The organism is Nocardia sp. NPDC006630, from assembly GCF_040611495.1.
In the GTDB taxonomy this organism is placed as follows: Bacteria; Actinomycetota; Actinomycetes; order Mycobacteriales; family Mycobacteriaceae; genus Nocardia.
The window spans coordinates 286,416-308,840 of record NZ_JBEXOK010000004.1 but is presented as its reverse complement, the minus strand read 5'-3'; the positions used below and the strand labels follow the sequence as shown (position 1 = coordinate 308,840).

Annotated in this window: 23 protein-coding genes; 6 read left to right on the top strand and 17 right to left on the bottom strand. The window is 66.1% G+C overall.

The window, feature by feature from the left end:
- Nucleotides 1-128: 128 nt before the first annotated feature.
- From ABZX86_RS13165 to ABZX86_RS13155, 3 genes are read right to left on the bottom strand one after another with little or no spacing between them, the layout of a single operon-like run.
- A complete protein-coding gene (locus tag ABZX86_RS13165; RefSeq protein ID WP_355123127.1) occupies nt 129-866 on the bottom strand; it encodes a GAF and ANTAR domain-containing protein in 738 nt (245 codons plus the stop codon).
- Between the two features lie 53 nt (nt 867-919).
- Complete coding sequence (locus ABZX86_RS13160; protein WP_355123125.1) at nt 920-1,693, bottom strand: ANTAR domain-containing protein; 774 nt, start codon at nt 1,691-1,693, stop codon at nt 920-922.
- The gene (locus tag ABZX86_RS13155; RefSeq protein ID WP_355123123.1) at nt 1,690-2,088 is read right to left on the bottom strand and encodes a hypothetical protein; all 399 of its coding nucleotides are present in this window, start codon (nt 2,086-2,088) and stop codon (nt 1,690-1,692) included. Before ABZX86_RS13155 ends, ABZX86_RS13160 begins: the two co-directional genes overlap by 4 nt.
- A 436-nt stretch (nt 2,089-2,524) precedes the next feature.
- On the opposite strand from ABZX86_RS13155, the gene ABZX86_RS13150 reads away from it, so the two are divergent.
- Nucleotides 2,525-3,097, top strand: coding sequence for a hypothetical protein (locus ABZX86_RS13150; protein ID WP_355123121.1), 573 nt, complete (start codon nt 2,525-2,527; stop codon nt 3,095-3,097).
- A 21-nt stretch (nt 3,098-3,118) separates the two neighbouring features.
- Here ABZX86_RS13150 and ABZX86_RS13145 read toward each other — a convergent pair whose 3' ends face one another.
- The 4 genes from ABZX86_RS13145 to ABZX86_RS13130 all read right to left on the bottom strand — a co-directional run bounded on the left by ABZX86_RS13145 (nt 3,119) and on the right by ABZX86_RS13130 (nt 5,952).
- Complete coding sequence (locus tag ABZX86_RS13145; RefSeq protein WP_355123119.1) at nt 3,119-3,385, bottom strand: hypothetical protein; 267 nt, start codon at nt 3,383-3,385, stop codon at nt 3,119-3,121.
- Between the two features lie 93 nt (nt 3,386-3,478).
- Complete coding sequence (locus tag ABZX86_RS13140; RefSeq protein WP_355123117.1) at nt 3,479-4,387, bottom strand: LysR family transcriptional regulator; 909 nt, start codon at nt 4,385-4,387, stop codon at nt 3,479-3,481.
- A 262-nt stretch (nt 4,388-4,649) separates the two neighbouring features.
- On the bottom strand, nt 4,650-5,192 hold the full coding sequence (locus tag ABZX86_RS13135) for an HD domain-containing protein (protein WP_355123813.1): 543 nt from the start codon (nt 5,190-5,192) through the stop codon (nt 4,650-4,652).
- A 145-nt stretch (nt 5,193-5,337) separates the two neighbouring features.
- On the bottom strand, nt 5,338-5,952 hold the full coding sequence (locus ABZX86_RS13130) for a TetR/AcrR family transcriptional regulator (protein WP_355123115.1): 615 nt from the start codon (nt 5,950-5,952) through the stop codon (nt 5,338-5,340).
- A 62-nt stretch (nt 5,953-6,014) separates the two neighbouring features.
- Between ABZX86_RS13130 and ABZX86_RS13125 the strand changes: the two genes are divergently transcribed.
- Nucleotides 6,015-7,295 (top strand): oxygenase MpaB family protein, encoded by a 1,281-nt coding sequence (locus ABZX86_RS13125; RefSeq protein WP_355123113.1) that lies wholly within the window; start codon nt 6,015-6,017, stop codon nt 7,293-7,295.
- A 6-nt stretch (nt 7,296-7,301) separates the two neighbouring features.
- Here ABZX86_RS13125 and ABZX86_RS13120 read toward each other — a convergent pair whose 3' ends face one another.
- From ABZX86_RS13120 to ABZX86_RS13100, 5 genes are all read right to left on the bottom strand, one after another.
- Complete coding sequence (locus ABZX86_RS13120) at nt 7,302-8,987, bottom strand: bifunctional metallophosphatase/5'-nucleotidase (protein ID WP_355123111.1); 1,686 nt, start codon at nt 8,985-8,987, stop codon at nt 7,302-7,304.
- A 118-nt stretch (nt 8,988-9,105) separates the two neighbouring features.
- On the bottom strand, nt 9,106-10,251 hold the full coding sequence (locus tag ABZX86_RS13115) for an LLM class flavin-dependent oxidoreductase (RefSeq protein ID WP_355123109.1): 1,146 nt from the start codon (nt 10,249-10,251) through the stop codon (nt 9,106-9,108).
- A gap of 10 nt (nt 10,252-10,261) precedes the next feature.
- Nucleotides 10,262-11,263, bottom strand: a complete 1,002-nt coding sequence (locus tag ABZX86_RS13110; RefSeq protein ID WP_355123107.1) for an ABC transporter substrate-binding protein — start codon at nt 11,261-11,263, stop codon at nt 10,262-10,264.
- Nucleotide 11,264: 1 nt separating this feature from the next.
- Nucleotides 11,265-11,999: an ABC transporter ATP-binding protein gene (locus ABZX86_RS13105; protein ID WP_355123105.1), complete on the bottom strand. Its 735-nt coding sequence runs from the start codon at nt 11,997-11,999 to the stop codon at nt 11,265-11,267.
- Nucleotides 11,972-12,796, bottom strand: coding sequence for an ABC transporter permease subunit (locus ABZX86_RS13100; RefSeq protein WP_355123103.1), 825 nt, complete (start codon nt 12,794-12,796; stop codon nt 11,972-11,974). Before ABZX86_RS13100 ends, ABZX86_RS13105 begins: the two co-directional genes overlap by 28 nt.
- A 214-nt stretch (nt 12,797-13,010) precedes the next feature.
- Between ABZX86_RS13100 and ABZX86_RS13095 the strand changes: the two genes are divergently transcribed.
- Together ABZX86_RS13095 and ABZX86_RS13090 are read left to right on the top strand one after the other, a co-directional pair.
- A complete protein-coding gene (locus ABZX86_RS13095; protein ID WP_355123101.1) occupies nt 13,011-15,068 on the top strand; it encodes a serine/threonine-protein kinase in 2,058 nt (685 codons plus the stop codon).
- Between the two features lie 236 nt (nt 15,069-15,304).
- Nucleotides 15,305-15,622, top strand: a complete 318-nt coding sequence (locus ABZX86_RS13090; RefSeq protein WP_355123099.1) for a DUF222 domain-containing protein — start codon at nt 15,305-15,307, stop codon at nt 15,620-15,622.
- A gap of 217 nt (nt 15,623-15,839) precedes the next feature.
- Here the strand turns inward: ABZX86_RS13090 and ABZX86_RS13085 are convergent, their stop codons facing one another.
- From ABZX86_RS13085 to ABZX86_RS13065, 5 genes are all read right to left on the bottom strand, one after another.
- Nucleotides 15,840-16,457 (bottom strand): hypothetical protein, encoded by a 618-nt coding sequence (locus ABZX86_RS13085; RefSeq protein ID WP_355123097.1) that lies wholly within the window; start codon nt 16,455-16,457, stop codon nt 15,840-15,842.
- A gap of 81 nt (nt 16,458-16,538) precedes the next feature.
- Nucleotides 16,539-17,306 (bottom strand): hypothetical protein, encoded by a 768-nt coding sequence (locus ABZX86_RS13080; RefSeq protein WP_355123095.1) that lies wholly within the window; start codon nt 17,304-17,306, stop codon nt 16,539-16,541.
- Nucleotides 17,290-18,207 carry a hypothetical protein gene (locus ABZX86_RS13075; RefSeq protein ID WP_355123093.1) on the bottom strand — a complete coding sequence of 306 codons (918 nt, stop codon included), beginning with the start codon at nt 18,205-18,207 and terminating at the stop codon, nt 17,290-17,292. The genes ABZX86_RS13080 and ABZX86_RS13075 overlap by 17 nt, the downstream gene beginning before the upstream one ends.
- A gap of 283 nt (nt 18,208-18,490) precedes the next feature.
- Complete coding sequence (gene ectB, locus ABZX86_RS13070) at nt 18,491-19,753, bottom strand: diaminobutyrate--2-oxoglutarate transaminase (RefSeq protein ID WP_355123091.1); 1,263 nt, start codon at nt 19,751-19,753, stop codon at nt 18,491-18,493.
- Between the two features lie 179 nt (nt 19,754-19,932).
- On the bottom strand, nt 19,933-20,703 hold the full coding sequence (locus ABZX86_RS13065; RefSeq protein WP_355123089.1) for a hypothetical protein: 771 nt from the start codon (nt 20,701-20,703) through the stop codon (nt 19,933-19,935).
- A gap of 164 nt (nt 20,704-20,867) precedes the next feature.
- Here ABZX86_RS13065 and ABZX86_RS13060 point away from each other — a divergent pair, with 164 nt between their 5' ends.
- Both ABZX86_RS13060 and ABZX86_RS13055 read left to right on the top strand, forming a co-directional pair.
- On the top strand, nt 20,868-21,596 hold the full coding sequence (locus ABZX86_RS13060) for an ABC-2 family transporter protein (protein WP_355123087.1): 729 nt from the start codon (nt 20,868-20,870) through the stop codon (nt 21,594-21,596).
- The gene (locus ABZX86_RS13055; RefSeq protein WP_355123085.1) at nt 21,589-22,404 is read left to right on the top strand and encodes an ABC-2 family transporter protein; all 816 of its coding nucleotides are present in this window, start codon (nt 21,589-21,591) and stop codon (nt 22,402-22,404) included. The genes ABZX86_RS13060 and ABZX86_RS13055 overlap by 8 nt, the downstream gene beginning before the upstream one ends.
- The last annotated feature ends 21 nt before the right edge of the window (nt 22,405-22,425 follow it).

The following is a 22,425-nucleotide window of genomic DNA, read 5'->3' as shown; positions in this document are numbered from 1 at the left end:
CAATTGATAGCCATGCCATACGCAGGTCGACCACCGAGGTCCGGAGCAGCTAGACGTGCCCTGACGACTCTACGCGCGCCGGTCCCGATCCGAGGCATTCTCAGCGAGCCCTCGGTCGTGGCCGAAAATCATTTCCGGAGCCGGTGATTGAGAATTACTTCGAGTTGGTCCGAGCGCTCCACCAGTCCGCGTGAGACATCGGCCATCCGCTGATTGGTGTCGCGGGCGTACTTGCGCAGCAGCTGAAACGACGAATCCATATCGAGGTGCGCGCGTTCGGCGAGCATGCCCTTCGCCTGTTCGATGACCACCCGGGTGTTCAGGGCGATGCCGAGTTGATCGTTCACCACCATCGAATCGGCGAGTATGCGGGCATGCAGTATGCCGATGGTGGCGAAATCCGCGAGGGTCTGGCCGATCCGCACATCGTCCGGCCCGAGCACCCCGACACGGGTGGTGAACAGATTCAGCGCGCCGAGCCGGTCGTCGCGCAATCGCAAAGGCAGCGCGCAGACGCCGCGAAAGCCCTCCAGGCCCGCACGTTCGGCAAAAGCCGGCCAGCGCTGCATCCCCTCGCCGAGATCCCCGATGAGGACCTGCTCTCCGGTCCGATAGGCCTGCAGGCAGGGCCCGGCCGCGGATTCGACCTGCAGCAGCTCCAGCAGCCGGGTCTCCTCCGAGGTGGAGGCGAATACCTGTAGCTCGCCGTTTCTGTCGGCGAGCAACAGCCCGGCCGCATCGATCGGGAGCAGTTCGACACTGGTGTCGACGAGCTCCTGGGTCAGCTCCACCGGGTCGTAGTCGACCACCAGAGTGTCGACCATGCGGATCATGGCAGCGGTCAACGCACCGTCTCGGCCTGTCATCTGCCCACTCATCTCTTCTCTCGTCGCACTCCCCAACGCGCTACCTGCGCGCCTCAATGCTCGGTTGCCCCGGAACCCGAGTCGTAATCGGCCGGGATACGAAGCCGGCGGGCGACTACCGCACCGGCGGTTTCACTCAGCGTTCGGCCGGTGGCGAAAGCATGTCCGACCAAGCGCGCGTACGCCACGGCGAGCGTCGAATCCAGTTGTACAGCAACCATTCCGGTGGCTTGATGGATCTCCCGCGCCGAGATCGGCTGTTCCCACCAGGCGCCCAATGCGGTCCCGGTGCTGTCCCAGCCGCGATTGACCGGCGGCGTGACGGCCGCCAGCAGCAAAGTGGCGATCATGTCGGCGACCTGGAGGGCATCGGTATACGCCTCGACTTCGCGGATCACCCGGTCGGCGCCGACCAGGTCGAGGAATCCGACGCGAATTGCTCCGAGGCGAAGCGGAATCGAACAGATCGAACCGACGGACTCCGGCAGTCGATCCCAGTGCGCCAGCAGCGGCCAGCGACCCGCCGCCACGGCACTCCCGAAGTCCGGCACGCGGACCGGAGCACCGCCGGTGTGCGCGTCGGGTCCGGGTCCCTCACCGGTCGCGGCCTCGGCGTCGGCCAATCGCGCGGCCGTATCGCCTGCCGCGCCGAGCACCTCCCAGCGGTTTCCCGGCATGGACAGGGCCAGCGTCGCTTCGTCCGCCAGAAGTACGCGCACACAGGCCGCGCTCAAACGATCACCGTGCATCAGCGCGGCATCGGGGCCGGCGTCGAGCTCCCGCAGGGTGGACAGGAATTGGGCGACCGCGGTATGCGCGATCCTCACGATTCCGCGCTACGGCGCTGCGAGGCGCGCCAGCGCTGTGGGTCCAGCATGCGCAGGCCGCCCTCGGCGGGCACCCATTCGTCCAGCGCCCAGGCGTCATCGCACCAGTGCATGCGATTGACCCAGGTCAATTGCGGCACGGTGACAACGCGGCACATGCGCAGATCCACCTCGAGCGTGCACGGGGACGCGACCAGATAGCGCGCGCCGGCGCCCCCGTCCGGTGCGGGCAGCCGTTCACAGACCTGGTCCGCGGCCAATTCGAGATCGGCGGCCATCACCATCCCGATGGGCAGCAGACCGACGCGGTCGGCATCGACGACCACGGCCACCACCGTCCATTGCCGGAAGGCATCACCGCCGATGGCATCATCATCGGCCTGATCAGCGCGCATGGCACCGGCGGTGAGACCGCTCGCCGCAGGCGGCTGTGACGGGTCGCACGCCAGCACTCTGGTTGCATGCTCGCCCGATCTCGTAGGGACACCGCTGTTTTCGGTGCTGTACATCACGCCCCCTTGCGCAGGTTCGAGTGACGATCGAACCGCCGGGGTCTGGAGCGGAAGTAATTCAGCCCACCCGGATCGCTGAAAAATTACGAGTAGGTGCGAGGCCGAACCTCGTTTATTCTATCGCTGTAGTCTGAACACCGATGTAAAACTCGTTGTCGCACAGTTAAACTCACCACACACCGGTCGGTATGCGGTTTCGACTTCCCCACTCGGGTCCGCTCGGGTCACCGCCGCACCCGGTCCGGTCGTCGCGGGAGGCTATTGGCTTGTGCGGCACGCAACGCGATAACTTGGACAGGTGATGAACGATTCCGTAGCTGTGACGGTTGGAGCATGGCGTGCAGGTGACGGGACCGCGGTGCCGTTCCGTGAGGCGACGGTGGCATGGGCGCTGGCCGCGCATACCGAACTGGCCGAAACCGCAACCGGGTATGGACATTTCGTCACTGTGAACGAGTTGGCCGAGCGCGTGCAGGAGGTGTCCGGCGTACACACCGAGGCGCCCACCCGCACCTGGATGGATGCCATCCTGCGCAAGGTGGCCCGGCGCTGCCACCGTGCGGGCGAGCCGCCGCTGCCGTCGCTGTGCGTGCGGCAGAACCACACCGTCGGGGACGCCTACAAGTACGTTCTCGAGCTGGCCGGACTGCCGATTCCGGAGGATCTCGAACTGCATGCCGCCTATGCCCGTTGGCAGTGCTACCAGTTCTACGGCGCCGCGATTCCGGCCGACGGTGGTGTGCCGCCGCTCACGCCGAAGGTTGCCGCCAAGCGCCGCATGACCATGACCACGGTGGCCCCCGAAGCCCCGCCGGAGCCGGTGCGCGCGCCGGTCTGCTCGCAGTGCTTCATTCAGCTACCCGTGGGCGGCACCTGCTACTTCTGCGCCTGAATCGCAACCGCGCTGGGGCGGTTAGGGATTGACGTCGCCGCCCGGCAGTGGGTCGGGCATTTCCTCCAGGGCGGCGATCTGGAGATGAATGAAAGCCGCGATTCGATGCCGGGCCGCCGCGGACAGCCGCTCGAGGTCCACCGCTGCCAGCGGATTCGCACCGAGCGGCAGTGGTTCCGGCGGCTCTGCCTCGGCCTCTCCCGGAACAACCTCCAAATGAGGACGCTGAGCCGACATCGGAGAGTCGGGCTCGTCCGGGTCGGCGGCGGCGACGGCTGTTCGCACCATATCGTGACCATAACCCCTCCGTGACCCGGGCGGGAGCCGTTGGCGCACTTGAGCCTTCGCTGTGCGCAAGCTCTGGAGCGGAGGTAAAAGAAGTCAGACCGGACGGCTCGCGATCGCGTAGAGATCACGGGCGGGACCGGTGGGGCGCTGCCCCCTGGGCCACACCGCCCGCAGGTCCCGATGCAGGTCCAAACCGGTCACTTCGGGCGATACCAGCACGCCCTCGGCCAGTTCCCGTGCCACCGCCAGCGAGCTGAGCACCGCCGGAGCCATACCCTCGGCGACAGCGGTCTTGATGGCCTGGGTGGAGGACAGCTCCAGTGCCACGGTGGGTTCCCACCCCGGAATAACGCGAGTCATGGCTCGCTCGAACGAGATTCGGGTGCCGGAACCGGGTTCGCGGTAGATGAGCGCCGTACCCGCCAGCTCCTCCGCGGTGACCGCACCGCCGCGCGCCCAGCGATGTCCGGCGGCCACCACGACCACCAGACGATCGCGCGCGACCAGATGACTCTCCAGCTCAGCAGGCACCTGCGGGCTCTCCACAAAACCGATTCCGGCGCGACCGTCCAGCACCGCCCGCGCCACCTCTGCCGAATTCCCGGATTCCAGGGCAATGGAGGTGTCCGGCATTCGAGTGCGCAGGGCCATCAGCCATTTCGGGAAGAGGTATTCGGCAATGGTCTGACTGGCCGCCACGCGCAGCCGTGAATCCCGTTGCGTCCGCAGGGTATCGATGCCCGCATCCAACCGGGCGGCCGCATCGACCACATCCCGCGCCCACTCCGCGATGAGCGCCCCCGCCGCAGTGGGCCGCGACCCCAGCGTGGTCCGCTCCAGCACCGGCATACCCACCAATTGCTCCAGATACCTGATCCGCGAACTGGCCGACGGCTGACTGATCCCGTGCGCCTTCGCCGCCCGCCCCAAACTCCCCAGCTCGATCACCGAGAGCAGCAGATCCAGCGCGGCAAGATCAGGCACCCGGGGTGATAGCGACATAGATCAACTCTATGTGCCGGCGCCACGACCGCCCACCACCACGCCACGACTGACACGTCCGGGCCGCACCCGTCGAACGGTGGCGCATCCGCATCACGCATGCTCCGCCCGAGTTCGCCGCCCACAGTGCGGCAGGAAGTGTTGTCGATTCACACCGTCAAGCAGGCTGTCGCCCCGCAATCATGAAACATCTGCCCGGGTTCCACGCCCGCAATGCAGCAGGGAAGGTCGATCCCAGCGGGGACAGCTCAGGGATCGGCAGCTATCCCACCCTTGCTGCGACCCGGGCGATTACCGGCTGCCATGAATCGAGCGAGTGCACCGTCAGGCCGATGACCTTGCCGGCATCGTCGGCGCGGCGCAGGGCCAGGGCGGCGGTGAAGTCGGGGCCGGATTCGAAGGTCGCGATCTCCTCGGAGGTCATCGGGCCGCCCTGCGCGATGAGGGTGCGCTGACTCGATTCCGACAGGGTGGCGGTGTGCACCGCATCGGTGGCCGCCAGATAGCGCTTGGCGGTGACGTGCAGTTCGACGAGTCGGGCGACCCGGGGGCCGAGGAGGCCGCGCACGGCGTTCGCGCCGTGGCGGCCGTGCCCGGCATCGTCGCCGGGGACCAGCACGTGGCCGATATCGTGAACCAGCCCGGCGACCTGCAGTTCCTCATCGTCCGGAAACTGCTGACGCAGCAGTTCGGCGCACTGGCGGTCGTGGTCGAGAATATCGACCGGGTCGCCGCTACGGTCGGGCATGTCCCAGGCGTCCTCGCAGTCGGCCAGCAGGGTCATGAGGTCCTCGACGGTCGTCATAGTCGTCACCCGATCCACTGTCGGGGACGATCGTGAACAGCGCATGACAGCCGCGCGTCAGGCCATCTGCGGCACACTTTCGACCCGATTCGTGCGGCGCGCCCGTCTTCGTGCGGTGCACCCGCCCACCCTGCGGACGGCCCGCTCAGGCTCCCGCGCTGAGCCAGTCGGCGAACATATTCGCGGTTTCGTCGATGAGGCGGTCGGGGTCGAGGCCCTGCGGTGGTTGCAGGGCGATGCGCAGGCTCGCGGCCAGGCCCGCGTTCACCATGACGAAGGCGCGGGTATCGAGTTCGTCGTCGGGGCGCGGCCCGAGTTGCTGCAGCAGGTAGGCACGGGTGAGGAGCAGGAGACGGCGTTCCAGTCCGCCGAAGCCGATGCACGCGACGGTGGCCTCGGCGGCGAGCGCGCGCACCAATCGTTGCCGCTCGGTGAGTGCGCGCATGATCGCGCGCAGGCTGCCGGCGACCGATTCACGCAGCGGCAGACCCAGACTGCCGAGTACCGCCTCTGTGAAGCACTCCTCCAATTCGGTGAGCAGCCGCCCGCGCAGTATCTCGACGATGGCGGCCTTGTCGTCGAAGTAGCGGTAGAGCGATCCGATGCTCATATGCGCGTGCGCGGCGATGCGATTGGTGGAGGTTTCGGCAATTCCGTACTCGGCGAAAAGCTGAGCGGCCGAGTCGAGAATCCGCTCCCGGGTCTCCCGTGCGCGCTCCTGGCTCGGCTTCTTGCGCCGGACAGCGGGTGTTTCAGCCATGAGCAGCCCGCCGCCGCAAAAGTGAGTAGGAAGTGAGCATCTACTCACCTTACTCTTCGGAGATGACCAGCGCTAAGGTTCCGGCGACCATGGAAGTCGCTGCGGCAGGCACGATTCCGACCGAATTCCGATACTGGGAGCGGCGCGACGATCCGCGGATACAGCGGGCCCGCCGCGCCTGGCGCCGTGTGTTCCGCTTCGATCCCCAGCCGTCCGACGAGCTGGTGCGCGCCTTCGGCGAGGCCTACTACCAGGCCGATCCGGTGGCGGAGGCGTTTGTCGACGAGGTCTATCTCAGCGACATCGGGCCGAAAGCGGGCCGCGCCCTGCTGGATCGGGCCCTGGCGCACGGCATCGACTCGGTGCCGGACGCACCGCCGACGCTCATCCGCCTGTTCGAGGAGTTCGAATCCGCCCCGGCGTGGCTGGACCCGGACCTCGTCGCACGGGGCGCCACGGTGTTCCGCCGCTGGGGCACTTCGGTTTTCAGCTTCGCGACCACCAGCACCCTGGAGATGTACTCGGAGAGCTCCATCACCAAACCGCTCTCGTACGCGGGCGGCTACGCCGGGGACAAGGCGCACAAACGCCAGCTGGAGACCGTCCGCTTCTGGATCGATGTGTCCGAACCCGGCGGCCTCGCCCCGGGCGCCCGCGGCCGGCAGACCGCCATGCGGGTCCGGATCATGCACGTCTTCATTCGCCGCAAGCTCATGCAGCGCCCCGAATGGGATACCGCCGCCTGGGGTGTGCCGATCAGCATCGGCGATGCGACGCTCACCCTCATGGGCGGCAGTGTGGTGCCGGGCCTGGCGCTGTGGAGCATCGGGCATCAGACCACGATCCGGGAAATCGAAGCGACACTGCACTTCTGGCGCTATGTGGGTCATCTGCTCGGCGTGCAGCCCGCGTGGTATCCGCAGAACTTCCGGGAGTCGGTGCAGCTCATGTTCGCGGCCTTCGTCAAGCGCGCGTACACCGCGGGCGCGGATGGCGAGGAGTTGGTCGAGTCCTATCTTCCGGCCTTCGAGCCGAAGCCGAATACGCCGTGGCCCAAACGGATTCGCGACGAGTTCAACTACCGGGTCCAGATCGGATACACCGCGTTCTGGCTACCGCCGGCCACCTACGCGCGCCACCATATGCCGCGCCGGTTCCCGTGGGTGCTGCATCCGATCATGCAGGCGCCTCTGGTCTTCGGCGCGGAAACGCTGCGCCGCACCGTTCCCGGTCTCGATGCGGTCGCCGACCGGGTGCAGCGCCACCGCCGAGAACAGTGGTATCGCAATGAAGTCGGCGACCGGGATGCCGAATTCACACCGGTGGAGGAGTTCCGCCGCTAGCGCGGATCAGCGCTTCTCGATGCGGGCGGGTGGCGGTTCGACGGTGCCGCGGCTCTTCAGATACGACTCCATCGCGTCCAGATCGATGGGGCCGACCTGGGTATCGCGGCTCTGAGTGAAGACCGAGAAGCCGTCGCCGCCGGAGGCGAGGAAGTTATTGGTGGATACTCGGTACAGGGCAACGGGATTCAGCGGCTGGCCGCCGATATGGACGCTGTCGGCGATCACCTTGCGCCCCTTGGGCGCGGTATCGGAGTAGGCGTAGGTAATGCCCGCCACCGACAGCACGCCGGGCTTGCTGACATTGTCCCACTGCTGTTCCAGCAGACTCAGGATCTGCTGGCCGGTGAGCGCGACGGCGACGACCTGATTCCCGAACGGCTGCACGGTGTACGCCTGCGCGTAGGTGATGGCGCCGCCGGTCAAACCCGCCCGCACCCCACCGGGATTCATGAAGGCGGCCACCACCTGCTGCGGCGCCATCGCCGCCAGCATGGAGTCGGCGATGACATCACCGAGCGGGGAATCCCCGGCCGGGTCCGGGGCGCTGGGCAGCGGTGCGGTGGCACTGCCGATGACTCGATCGGCACGCGATTTCACCTGTGCGGCAAAGAAATCGACCAGCTTGGTGGCTGCCGGATCGGGCGCGATATCGCGGGTGACAACCCGGTTCACCGCTTTCGCATCGACCGTCCCGTCATGGAAGCGCAGCGTGACATCGGTGATGAGACGGCCGAAGGACGAGGCCTGCGTGACCACCTTGCCGTTGATGGTGCAGTTGTAGGCCTGATGACTGTGCGCGGTGAGCATGACCTTGACCGCCGCATCGGTGCGCTTCGCCAGATCCGTGACACCGGGATCTATTCCGGTGCAACCGTTGTAATCGATCTGCGCGCCGTCCTCGCTGTGCTGTGCGCCGCCGTCGTGCAGCAGCGCGATCACGGTCTCCGCACCTGCGGCCTTGATTTCCGGCACGTACTTGTTGATGGCATCGGGCTCGTCACCGAAGGTGTAGCCCCGAATCCCCTCGGGCATCACGATATGCGCGGTATCGGGCGTGACCGTACCCACCACACCGATCTTGTGCCCGCCGATATCGAGCATGGTCCACGCCTTCAGCCCCGGCGGCAGCTGACCGTTGCCGTCGGTGACATTGGCGGCCAGATACGGAAACTTGGCTCCGGAGAACGGATCTCCCGGCGAGCAGCCGTCGTCCGCGCACCCGCCCTGCTGCAACCGCCGCAATTCCTGTACGCCGTGGTCGAATTCGTGATTGCCCACCGACGAGGCGGCCACGCCGACGGTATTCATGAACTCGATGGTCGGCTCATCGTGGAACAGCGCCGAGATGAGCGGACTGGCGCCGACATTGTCACCGGCCGACAGAATCGCGTCGGCCGGATACGCGGCCTTCAGCTTGGCCAGGTGCGCCGCGAGATACGCAGCGCCGCCGGCCTGGTAATCGCCGATCGTGCCATTGCTTCCGCTCGGCGGCTGCAGATTCCCGTGCAGATCGTTGATGGCGAACAGATGCACCTCACCCGGCTGGGCCGCGGGCAGGTCATTCGTCGAAATCAGCGGTACCGCACCGGGCTTACCGCCCGGCGCGGCATTGTCGCCGGAGCCGCAGCCGGCCACCAGCGCCACGCTCAGCAGTGCCGCGCACATCCCCAGGATCCGTCGACCGCTCATGGAGCTCGACTCTGACAGACCCTGTTGGCTTCCGCGCGACGACCCGGTGAATTCCTCAGCACCCCGCGGACGCGCCGCGCAAGCAATTGCGGCGCGGGCCGGCAGCCGGTGCGCGACGCTAGCTGCTGGACGCTCCGGCGAACGGGGTGACGGCGGGAATGTACGGGCGGCGATTCGGGTGCTGCCACAGCCCCTTTCGCTCCAGGATCGGCAGCACGCCCTCGCCGAACCAGTACGCCTCCTCCAGATGCGGATAACCGGAGAGCACGAAGTGGTTGATGCCGACCTTCGAGTACTCCACCAGCCGCTCGGCGACCTCTTCGTGCGAGCCGACCAGCGCGGTGCCCGCGCCGCCGCGGACCAGGCCGACGCCCGCCCACAGATTCGGCGCGATCTCCAGCCGATCCAGGCTGCCGCCGTGCAGCTCCACCATGCGGCGCTGACCCTCGGATTCGCTGCTCGCGAGGCTGGCCTGCACCCGTGCGATATCGGCGGGATCGATGCCGGCCAGGAGCTTGTCGGCGACGCCCCAGGCTTCCTCGGAGGTGTCGCGGGAGATCACGTGAATCCGCAGGCCGTAGTCCAGCTTTCGGCCGTGATCCACCGCCAGTCCGCGAATCCACTCCAGCTTGCGGCTCACGGCGAGCACCGGCTCACCCCAGGTGAGGTAGGTGTCGGCATAGCGGGCCGCGACCGGACCGGCGGGGGCGGACGAGCCGCCGAAGAACACCGGCGGCACCGGATTCGGCCGATTGCTCAGCAGTGCGTTCTCGACCCGATAGTGCTCGCCCGTGAACGAGAACGGCTCCTGCGATTCCCAGAGCGATTTGACCACGTGCAGGAATTCCCCGGTGCGGGCGTAGCGCGTCTCCTTGTCGGCGAAATCGCCGTAGGCCCGCTGATCGGCCGGTTCACCACCGGTCACCACATTGATGAGCAGCCGCCCGTCCGAATGCCGCTGGAAGGTGCCCGCCATCTGCGCCGCGAGGGTGGGGCTCATGAGCCCCGGGCGCAGCGCGACCAGGAACTTCAGCGTATCGGTGGTGCCGGCCAGCATGGCGGTGGTCAGCCAGGCGTCCTCGCACCACGAGCCGGTCGGGGTGAGCACACCCTCGAAACCGTTCGTCTCGGCCGCTGCCGCAACCTGATTGAGGTAGTGCAGCGAGGCCGGGCGATCACCCGACATGGGCGTTCCGTGCCCGCCGACCACCAGGCCGCGGGAGTCACCGGAGGTGGGCAGGAACCAGTGGAAGGTCAGGCTCATCGAAGAATCCTCACGAGTTGAAGCGGTCGTTGAAGCGGGTGTCCACGTAGTCGTTGATATTCACCTTGCCCGGAATGAGTTTCGCGGCGCTGAAGGCATCGGCCACGGACTGCTCCTCGGCAATCGTCGGGGCGTCGAGCGGATGGTGCTCGTAGACCCCGCGCTGCACGGCCACCAGACTGACGTCGTAGGTGAGGCCGGTGAGGGTGGAGGACTGCTTGGCCCACTGCTCGGGATTGGCCTTGATCCACGCGTGCGCCTTCTGGATGCGCACCAGCAGATCCCGCAGCGCCGCCGAACTGGCCTTGTTGTCCAGCGCCTTGGTTCCGGCGACGAAGAAGCTGTCGCCGCGTACGTAGCCTTCACCGTCCACCAGCACCCGGCTGCCGGCGGCCTGTGCCTGAGCCACATACGGATCCCAGACCGCCCAGGCATCCACCGCACCGGTGGACAGCGCGGCCAGCGCATCGGCGGGCTGCAGATACTGCGGCTGGATATCGGAGAAGCTCAGACCGTTCTTGGAGAGCACCGAGAGCAGCTGGTAGTGCGCCGAACTGCCCTGGGTGACCGCGATCTTCTTGCCGCGCAGATCTTTCGGATCCTTCAGCGTGGAGTCCTTGGGCACCAGGATGGCCTGCCCCTTCACTCCGGACGAGTACGAGGCGACAATCTTGATCTGCGATTTCGCGGCCGCCGCGAATACCGGCGGGGCATTGCCGACGCCGCCGATATCCACGGACCCGGCATTGATGGCCTCCAGAATCGGCGGCCCGGCGGTGAAGGTGGACCAGTTGAGCTTGTACGGCAGGTCCTTCGTCTGGCCCGCGACCTCGAGCAGGGCCTGCAGTCCGATGCCCTTCTGATCGGCGACCCGCAGCGTGACCTGTGACAGATCAACCGAGCCGTCCGCATTCACACCCTTGTTGTTGCTGTCGCTCGAGCCGCACGCCGCGGTGACGAGGGCAGCGGTGACCGCAACGGCGGCGAACAGGCGTCTGGTGACGGTGTTCATGTCAGTGATCAGTTCCTTCCGGAGTCACGCCGAGTTCGGCGAGCAAGCTTGTGCGCAGTGCGAGGAAGTCGGGGTGGTCGCGGCGGCGCGGGCGCGGCAGATCGATGCGCAGTTCGCGGGCGATACGCCCGTCGGCCAGCACCAGGGCCCGGTCCGCGAGCAGCAGCGCCTCGTCGACATCGTGGGTGACCAGCAGTACGCCGGGCCGATGCCGAGCCCACAGCTCCAGCACCAGATTGTGAATTGTGATGCGGGTCAGGGCATCCAGTGCACTGAAGGGTTCGTCCAGCAGCAGCAGATCCGGGTCGCGCACCAGGGCTCGGGCCAGCGAAGCCCGCTGCGCCTCACCGCCGGAGAGGGTCAGCGGCCAGGCGTCGGCGCGGCCGGTGAGACCGACCTCGGCGAGCGCGGCCTTTCCGGCGGCCTTCGGATCCTGGTGTCGCAGACCGAGAGTGATATTGGCGGCCACCCGTTTCCAGGGCACCAGGCGCGGCTCCTGGAAGGCGACGGCCACTTCACCGGGCACCGACAGATCACCCCCGGTTTCCCGGTCCAGGCCCGCCAATGCCCTGAGCAGCGTGGACTTTCCGGATCCGCTGCGCCCGAGCAGCGCTACGAATTCGCCGCGCTGGATATCGAGATCGAGACCGTGCAGCACCCGGCGATCGCCGAACTCCTTGACCAGCCCGCGAACTCGGGCCGCACCGACTACGTTCCCAGGAAGCTGCGTCGCCATGACAGTGCCTTCCGCTCGATCAACCGGACCGCCGAATCGGTGACCAGGCCCAGCAGGCTGTAGACCAGCAGGCCGACCACGATCACATCGGTGCGCAGGAATTCGCGGGCATTGTTGATCATGAAGCCCAGTCCCGCATCGGCATTCACCTGTTCGGCGACGATCAGTGCCAGCCACGCGATACCCAGGGACTGGCGCAATCCGACCAGCGCCTGCGGCAGCGCACCCGGCAGCACAATGTGCCGGACCAGGCCGAAGCGGCCGAGCTGCTGGACCTGTGCCAGCTCGGCGAGCTTGCCGTCGACGCTCCGGATGCCGGCAAAGGTATTGAGGTACAGCGGAATCGCCACGCCGAAGGCGACAAGCACGATCTTCGGCAGCTCCCCGATGCCGAACCAGAGGATGAACAGCGGGATCAGACCGTAGAACGGCAGCGTCCGCAGCATCTGCATGGGCGGATCCACCAGGTACTCGCCCACTCGGCTCAGCCCGGCGACCAGTGCCAGCGCCAGGCCGATGACGGCGCCGATGACAAAGCCGATCGCCGCCCGCTGCAGCGACACCGTGAGCGCGGTGGTCAGCGTGCCGTCGGAAATGAGATCACGGGTCGTGTGGACCACCGTCATCGGAGAGGCCAGCTTGCGTTCGGACAGCACGCCGGTGGCACTGGCGAGCTGCCAGAGCGCGATCAACACCAGTGGACTGATGAGCCGCGCCCAGGCTATGGGCACACTCGGTAAGCGTGCGAAGCGCAGGCGGGCCGGGATAGGCCTGGCCTGCACGGCAACTGAAGACACGGCAAACACCTCGGGCGTTGGGGACGGGGACCGACGGCGGCCGAGCCCTCGACCGCCTCGTTCGAGCCTGCCGGGATGTCCACCGGTCGTCACCCCTTGAAATCCGTGTGATTCTTGATCTACTCCAAGCCGCGACTGCCACAATGGAGCCGCGACGAACAGCCCGGGCCGCTATGAAACAGCCGGGGGTCGCTATGAGACAGCCGGGGGCGCTATGAGCAGTCCGCATCACCCGATCGGCGTCGGGTCCCGGTTCGGGCCGTATCGGCTGGATAGGTTGATCGGGCGCGGCGGGATGGGCGAGGTCTATCAGGCCTACGACACCGTCAAGGACCGGACTGTTGCCATCAAGGTGCTTCCCGAACGCCTGGCCCAGGATCCGGTGTACCGGCAGCGTTTTCAGCGGGAATCGCATGCGGCGGCCCGGTTGCGCGAGGCGCATGTCATTCCTATTCACGATTACGGCGAGATCGACGGCCATCTCTACATCGATATGCGGCTGGTCGACGGCGACAGTCTGCGCGCGCTGCTGCGCAATGCCGGGCCGAGCTCACCGGAGCGCTCGGTGGCGCTCGTCGAGCAGATTGCCGCCGCCTTGGACGCGGCACACGCCGACGGCCTGCTGCACCGCGATATCAAGCCGGACAATATTCTGCTCACCCATGATGGCTTCGCCTATCTGGTGGACTTCGGCATCGCCCAATCCGTCACCGACCCCTCGCTGACCAGGGACGGCTCCGCGGTCGGCTCGTTCTACTACATGGCGCCCGAACGCTTCGGCTCCCGTGAACTGACACCCACCACCGATGTATACGCCCTGGCCTGTGTGCTCTTCGAATGTCTCACCGGCAGCAGGCCTTTCACCGGTGATACGGATGCGCAGATCATGCGGGCGCACCTGTTCGATCCGATTCCGCAGCCGAGCCGGGTGCGCTCCACGGTTCCGGCCACCTTCAATCCGGTGATCGCCCGTGGTTTGGCGAAGAATCCCGCGGAGCGCTATCTCAGTGCGGGCGAGTTGGCCACCGCGGCCCGCAGCGCGCTAGAGCCCACCGGCTCCGCGGCAGCGACTGTCCCGACAAGTACTGGGCCGCAGCAGGTTACACAAGTGTCCGAACCCGCGGGTTCGAACGCACCGGTCGCGCCGACGGGGTCGGACGACCCGACGGACCGGACCGGTGGGAGCGGTACGACGGGCTCCGCGAAACGCAGTGGTCGAGTACGTCGTTTCGCAGCGCTGGCAGGTGTGCTCGTATTAGTGGCTGCCGCATTGGGTTTCGCGGGATGGGCCGCACTTTCGGGCGAGCGGAAGGGCGTGGCGGTCGCGAACGACACCGCCCTGCAGGCACCCGATGTGGCATTGCTTTCCCTGCTCAACGGGGCAGCCTACAAACGCCACAACTGTCGGCACGAGAACCCGGACGCCAACTCGACCGCCGTCTTCTACTGCGACGCGAATCCCTCGGCCGCCGCTCCCGCAGCGCGCTTCTGGCGCTTCCGCAGCACCGATGCGCTGCACGACTACTACAAGACCATCGCGCTGGGCAGCCTGCACGGCACCGCCTGCCCCGGCGATCCGCCCGGCGTCGACGCGCCCGCCATGATCGACGGCAAGGAAGCGGGCCGCAAAACCTGCCTCGCGAACAAGGCCGAAACCCCGAACGCGCCGAAGCCCACCCTGATCCTGACCAATGACGCCGCCACCGCCATGGCCGTCTACATCTGGGACACCCCCGCCGACACCCCCTTCCGGGACTACCGCGCGAAAGTAAACGGCGGACAGTTCCGCTCCCCCGACAACGCCCAGGACCCCGACCAATTCACCCCCGCCGACCGCGACCTGCTGGCACACACCGGCGACGGCTACCGAGCCGTCAACTGCCGCCACAGCGATCCCCCCGGCAGCCTGGCAACCTCCATTGTCGACTGCTCCACCAAACTGGGCGCCCCCGCCGTCAGCTTCATCGGCCTCCCCGACCACCACACCGCAGACGTCCTCTACCAGGCCGACCTAGGCCAATTCCCCGGCCGATCCTGCGGCGGTACCGCCGGATCCGACGACGTCTGGCGCAAAGCCAACGGCACAGTAGTAGGCCGCTACTTCTGCTTCACCGACACCACCTCCACCCCTCCCATGCCCTGCCTCCTAGCCGTCCACGACGACCTCCACCTCCTAGTCGATATCTGCGCCCTCCCCACCGACAGCCCAGAAACCGGCCCCAAAACCGACGCCACCCTCCTGACCTGGTTCCAACAGGAATTCGCCTCTTGAACCGGTAGTTTTCAACCACTCGACGAGCGCGGCAAAATCACTGCGCCGCAACCTTTTCCACGACTCAACCCCGCACAGCAGAGCCCGGCTCCCACGCTCCGCGACCGCGCCTGATCAGCCCCAACTCCACCGGAGGATCACCGGCCCGCGCAGACCACGATTGCGCCCGAGACTCGGACATGTCCGACAAGTTGAATAGTCGAACATATGTTCGATATCTGCGCTACACTGCTCGCGTGAATACACATTCGACCGCGCCGGCGCCGAATGCGCCAGCACGGGGATGGCCGGATCTGGCCGATGTCGATTTGCTGCGCACCCTCGTAGAAACCGAACGCCGCCGGAGGCGACTTGACGCCGCCATGCGCGCCGCCGTCGCCGAAGCCGAGCGTCGCGGCCTCGCCGCGGACACCGGCTACGGGGACACCGTCGAACTATTGACTGATCTGCTGCGGATCAGCACCCACGAAGCGCGCCGCCGAATCGAATACGCGGCTCCGCAGGTCCGCTCGCGTTCCAGAAAGGTATGGAGGGTGCTGGCGCCGGCGAGCTGAACCGAGCCAGCCGCCTCGACCTCCGTTCGGAGCGGCCCTGCGGCAGGACTGAAAGATCAACGAGCCGAGCTCATCTCGACCGGACGAACGTACTGATCTGCCAAGACGGGCATTGGTCGCAAGCCAATTCGATCCGGATCGACGGCGACGGGTAGCCGTGGCGATCCGAGACCGGGCGATGCACGCGCGAGTGATCCTCTCGTTCGGGGACGCACCGTCAATTAATGTCGTTCGGTCCGAATGGCGGCGGCCAGTACGGACTGGCGATCCGGGTGATCTGCAGGGCCGGGTTTGCTCGTGTACCAGCGCTATCGATGTCTGTATCCGAGTACAGTTTCAGCTCGGTCAGGGTGGAAAGCGTTGGGAGCGTTATCGAATCGCCGTAAAGATCGAGCGTGAGGGATTCGAGCCCAGGAATCTCACCGAGTGCGTCGACCTGCTCGACATCCACCACGGACAGAACGAGGTGCCGGATCGGCGTACCGCGTAGTTGCCCGAGATCTACACGAGCAGGTCCCCCCAGCAGGAGCTGATCCCAAGAGCGAGTGTGACCTTCCAGAGTCAATGTCAGCGGGCCGAGATCCATGCTGTTCTCATCCCACAGCAGTGCTTCACGCACCGCCGGCAGACACTTCACCGGCTCGAAATACCCGACCCACGCCAAATCGGTGGTGAGCCGACGACGACGAAGGATAGGTCCCGCGGCAGGTGCGACACCGGATGTGGAGCCCGAGAGGACCTGTCGCCATATCGGACTCAGCTGGTCCCAGAAGGCCACCCACGACACGTCGACACGTGATTCCCATTCGGCGATGAGCGATTCGGCATCCTCCACCCCGCTCACGGTACTTCCACAGGGCCACGAATCGAGTTGGGTGTATCGCAGACAGCGACGGCCATTGCTAGGCACTCAGGGTCAGGCGGGTGGCATCAGGTCGCTTTCGCTGATTGTGTATGTCAGCGCCGGGTAGGCGAAGTTTGTTTCGTTGTTTTCGCGGCGGCGTAATTGGTAGAACTCGCGCTGTTGGGCTTCGTCGGCCACGGTGAGGGGCGCGCCTTCTGGGAGGTGGGCGTGGCCTTCTCGGAAGTGGAGGAGGGTTTTTGACGTTCGGAAGGTCATGCCCAGCCATTGATTTTCCGGTGCGGGGGCGGGGGTGTCCAGCATGATTTTGTGTTTGAGGCGACGATTCGCGGCGAGGGAGAATGCGACGATGCTGTTGTGGGCGAGGGGGATTTCGAAATTCTCGGTGGAATCCTTCGGGGTGAAGATGAGCTTCCGCGGCGGGATCGGTTCGGGGTGCCGGTAGCAGGAGAAGATGGCGATGAATGACTCGTCGGCCAGGTCGAGGGCTTGGTCCGAGTGGCTGCCCATGGTGGCGTAGGCGTTTGTGTAGGTCTCGATGAGAGCGTTGTTGAAGGCGACCGGGAGACCCACGACTGTTTGAATCTGCCGTGCCAGGCGGTCGTGTACCGCTCGGAAGTGCTGCGCCGGGCTGCCGTATCGAGTGGTGGTGCGGACGAGAGGGACACGGCCCAGCTCATCGGTCTCGGTGAGCGCGGCCCCGCGCCGGCCTTTACCCACGTCTTCCAAGAGCGCCGACGCGGAGAGCTCCGCGAAGAGGTCTTGCTCGGAAGGCAGTGTGTACGAAAGGATCTCGCCCGAGATCCTAGGGTCGGGGGGCAACGTAGTCTCCCGTGTTCATGCTGAAGCGGAATCGGTCGCCGTAGTCGATGAAGGACGAGGTTCTGTTCTCCTCGGCGTACAGCTTGCGCAGCTCGTCCATGCCCTCCGGTGTGGGCGGCCCCAGCTTCACCAGGTCTCCGGCCCTGACAAGGAACGTCTGGCCGTTCTTGTGTACGGCTTCGGCGCTCGAGCACCGCACCACATATCCCAGGCGGGTCGGCAGCAACTCGGCGTCCAGCATCGAGGGCTGGATTTCATGGGTGTACAGGCGGTTCGTGGACAGCGGCATGAAGAAGACGGAGCCGGGATAGAGGGTCAGGCTGAACTGCGCGGGGAGTGCTCCCCCGGCGTTCCCTTCGACCGAATCCTTCAGGCGGAAGCGAAGTTTGGTCAGCCCGCTGACATTCTTCACGCCGTAGTCGAAAGCGTCTTCGGTCAGCGGCCGCAGCTTGTCGAGCCCGTCATAGAAGGTGCAGAAGGCCATGATGCCGTTGACCGGCATGTCCTTGGTTTTATCGGCGTGCGCCGAGATCTTGGCCTTGGACTGCTTCCGCTCGGCCGTGGCATGGGTGTTGTGATAGATCTGGGCGAGAACGTGGTTGAGCGGTGCTTGGCCACGGAAGATGCTGGCAGCCTCGCGATTCAGAGCCTCGACAATGCTCGTATCGGTCGGGCGGAAATTCTCGGTCGGCCCCGAGAGGTTCGTGGAGCAGCGGAGCAGGCGGAAACGCAGTTCATCGCCACTGCGCGTGACAGGCGTCAAATAGATTCCGCTGCGATGAGCTGTCCCGGGCTTGGTGGACTCGGTCAGGGACTGGAATTCATGCTCCGCGCGAATCCGCCCGAAGTGGTCGGCACCGAGGTCGAAAAAGCGACGGTAGAACACGCCGACGCCGTGCACGCGGACGGGAACCCGGCCGGGGTCGATGCGGCTCCACGGTTCGTCCGCGCTCGCGTCTTCGATGCAGGCTTCCGTGGTGTGCATCAAGCGGTCCCCGTCATTCGCAGTCCTCGGTGGCGTGGGAACAGCGTCCCTCCCGACCCCACCCGCTAGCAAATTCCGGATCCGAACGCGGAATAGGTTGTGCCGGGCTCCCTCCGCAGCTGGGAGCCCGGCACCGTGTCGGCACCGGTGTGGGCGGTGACGACAGCTTGGGTGCTCCGAAGGAGCACAGATCTGGGGGTCAGTGACCGCCGCGGACGATTTCGACGGAGCGGGTGAGGATGCTCAGGCCGTGGGAGATTTCGGCGTCGGTGACGGTCAGTGGGGGGAGGAGTTTGACGACTTCGTCTGTGGAGCCGGAGGTTTCGACGAGCAGGCCCAGTTCGAAGGCGGTGCGGCAGACCTTGGCGGCCTGGGAGGCGTCGTCGAAGACCAGGCCTTGAACGAGACCACGGCCGCGGGTTGTCAGGCCGTGGAAGTCCTCGGTGAGCAGGGTCAGGTGCCGGCGGATGCGCTCGCCCTTGGCGAGGGTGGCCAGTTCCATGCGATCGTCGGACCAGTAGTGGCGCAGGGCGAGTTCGGCGGTGATGAAGGCGGCGTTGTTGCCGCGGAAGGTGCCGTTGTGCTCGCCCGGAGCCCACTGGTCCAGTTCCGGCTTCATGAGCACCAGAGCCATGGGAAGACCGTAGCCGCCAATGGATTTCGACAGTGTCACGATATCGGGGGTGATGCCGGCGGTCTCGAAGGAGAAGAACGGGCCGGTGCGGCCGCAGCCCATCTGGACATCGTCGACAATGAGCAGAATGCCACGCGCGGAGCACATTTCGGCGAGTGCGCGCAGCCATTCCGCGCGCGCCACGTTCACGCCACCCTCACCCTGCACCGTTTCGACGATCACCGCGGCGGGCTTGTCCACGCCCGAGGAGCTGTCGTCCAGCACCCGGCGCATCCACGAAAGCTCGTCCATGCCTTCGAGATAACCGTCGTACGGCATCGGAGTCGCATGCACCAGCGGCACACCCGCACCGGCCCGCTTGGCCGCATTGCCGGTGACCGACAGCGCGCCCAGCGTCATACCGTGGAAGGCATTGGTGAAGTTCAGGATGGTGGTGCGGCCGGTCACCTTGCGCGCCAGCTTGAGTGCGGCCTCGACGGCGTTCGCTCCGGTGGGCCCGGGGAACTGCACCTTGTAGTCCAGCCCGCGCGGGATCAGCAGCACATCGCGAATGGTCTCCAGCAGACGGCGTTTGGCGACGGTGGACATATCCAGCCCGTGCGTGATGCCGTCGCCCACCAGGTAGTCGATCAGGGCCTGCTTGAGAACGGGATTGTTGTGCCCGTAGTTCAGCGAGCCCGCACCGGCGAAGAAATCGAGGTAGTCCTTACCGTTCTCATCGGTGAGCCAGGCGCCGCGCGCGGTGTCGAACACCGTCGGCCAGGACCGACAGTAACCGCGCACATTGGATTCGAGCGCCTCGAAAACGGTCGTCTCGGCCATGGTCATCGGTGGGTCCTAGCGTCGGAGCAAAGTGAAACGAAGATGTTTCTACCATTGACCGATGCGGTAGCGGAACGTTTTCGGCGAAACTCGCGAAAGACTCCCGTCAGGTGAGACGACGTGATGCGCATCTCGGCCGGAACGCCGGAAGCATAACCCGAAGCGAACCGACCGGACCACACCCTTCAGGCAGCAACCTTTTCCCTCCGCCGCGCCAGCACCGCGATGCCCGCGACCATCGGAATCGTCACCGCGAGGCTCACCCAGCCGGTGCCCAGCCCCAGACCATCGGCCCGATGCGAGGCCAGCCAGTCGGTAGCGGAGGCGCCCAGCGGACGGGTGACGACATACGACGCCCAGAACGCGCCGATCGCACTCAGCCCCGCCCACCGATACGCCATGGCGGGCACGGCAATAGCAATCGCAAATAACAGAATCGATGGGAGATATCCGAGATGCAGTGTGGTGGCGGTCAGATCGCCGGCCACGGTCCCCAGCGCGAACGTCACCATGACCGTCGCCCAGTAGAACGCTTCCCGCCGGCGCGTGGTGATGCTGTGCACCGACAGCGTCCCCTCGGTGCGATACCAGAGCGCGAACACCCCGGCGAGCGCCGCGGCGAATCCGGCCGTCGACACCGCCAGCGGAATCCCGATGACGAAATCGACGATATCCGCGACCATGGTGCCGAAGATGCTCACCATCACCACCGCGAACCAGTAGATCCACGCCACGTACCGCGGACTCCGGAACTGGGCGATCAGACTCACAACAAGCAGCACACCCGCGCCGAGCACGGCGATCTCGGGCTGCGAACCGCCCACCAGGAAATCGGAGAAGGTCTCCCCCATGCCGGTGGAAAGGACTTTGACCACCCAGAACAGGGCGGTGATCTCGGGGACTTTGGCAAGCAGCGGGCGCGTGCGCGAAACCGCTGCTGTCGCAGGCTTTGTCACAAGGGCACTGTGCCAAACAGCCGCTGAGAAACCGCTGTGAAGCAATTTCCTTGCCGCGCACACCCGTTCGCACGTAGGGTCAATCTCTTGTGCGTGCCGACGCGGGGATCTACTGGCAGCTTGTCAGAGCCGGATTTCGCAGACAGTCACATTATCGGCTCGCCATGGTCGCGGGCCTGATCACCAATGTCGTTTTCGGGTTCGTGCGCTCCTCGGTGCTGATGGCCGCCGTGCATGCCAACAGCGGATTCGGCGGATACGACCGCGGGACCATCGGCGCGTACACCTGGCTGTCGCAGGGGCTGCTGGGCGCCATCGCCTTCTGGACCCTGCCCGATATCGTCGAGCGCATTCGCACCGGCGATGTGGCCATCGACTTCCTGCGGCCCATCGATGTCCAATTCGCCCATCTCGCCGAATATCTCGGCCGGGCGACCTGCACCCTGCTGCCGCGCAGTGTGCCCAGCGTGGCGATCGGCGCGCTCACCTTCGGCCTGGCGCTGCCGAATTCAGCGGGACCCTATGTGCTGGGGGTGATCAGCCTGGCCCTGGCCATCGCGCTCTCGTTCCTGTCCATGTTCGCGGTGTGCCTGTCCGGATTCTGGCTGGTGGAGACGCGCGGACTGCGGGCGCTGCACATGATCTGCGGCACCTTCCTGGCCGGCCTGTTCGCACCGGTGCATCTGTTCCCGGGCTGGCTGCAGACCATCGCGTACGCCACCCCGTTTCCGGCCATGCTGCAGTGGCCGGTCGATGTGATCTCCGGGCGCACCGCCGGGCTTGCGGCGGCGGGACTGGTGGCGGTGCAATGTTTCTGGCTGGCCGTCCTGACAGCGCTGGGCCAGCTGCTGCTGCGGGCGGGACGCCGCAAGCTGGAGGTGCAGGGTGGTTGAGACCCGGCCCTCCCGCATGGCGCCCTATCGCGCGGTACTGGCCTCCCGATTGCGCGCGCAGCGGGCGTATCCGCTGTCCTTCGCCACCGATGTGTTCAGCGCCTTCCTCATCGGGCTGGTGGAGTTCGCCGAAATGTGGGTGATCTTCCGCAATGTGCCGCAGCTGGGCGGGCTGAATCTGAACGCCATGCTGCTGGTGTTCGGAATGAGCAATACCTCCTTCAGCATTGCCGACATGCTGGTCGGGCACGCCGATACGCTGCCCACGTATATCCGGATGGGCAAGCTGGACGCGTTCTATCTGCGGCCGCAACCGCTGCTCCTGCAACTCATGACGAGCGATATCGCACTGCGCCGGGTGGCGCGCATCGGCGTGGCCGCCACTGTGCTCGGGTTCGGCCTGGCCCGCAATGACATCGATTGGACCGCAACCCATCTGGCGCTCTTCGCACTCACGCTGACCTCGGGCATCGCCATTTTCGCCGGACTCTTCGTCGCGGCGGCCGGGGTGCAGTTCTTCCTCATCGACGGATCGGAGCTCACCAATGCCTTCACCTACGGCGGCTCCTACGCCTCCATGCAACCCGCCTCGGTGTTCCCGGCACCGATGAAGCTGATCTTCGGATTTCTCGTTCCGGTCGCCTTCACCTCCTATCTGCCCGCCATCGCCCTGCTGGGACTGCGAGGCCCCGCACTGCTGCCCGCCTGGCTGGCGTGGGCGTCACCGCTGGCGGCACTGTGGGTGTGGCTGGCGGCGCTGTATTCGTGGCGACTGGGTACCAGGCACTATCAAGGAGGCGGCGGGTGAGCGATCCGATCATCGATATTG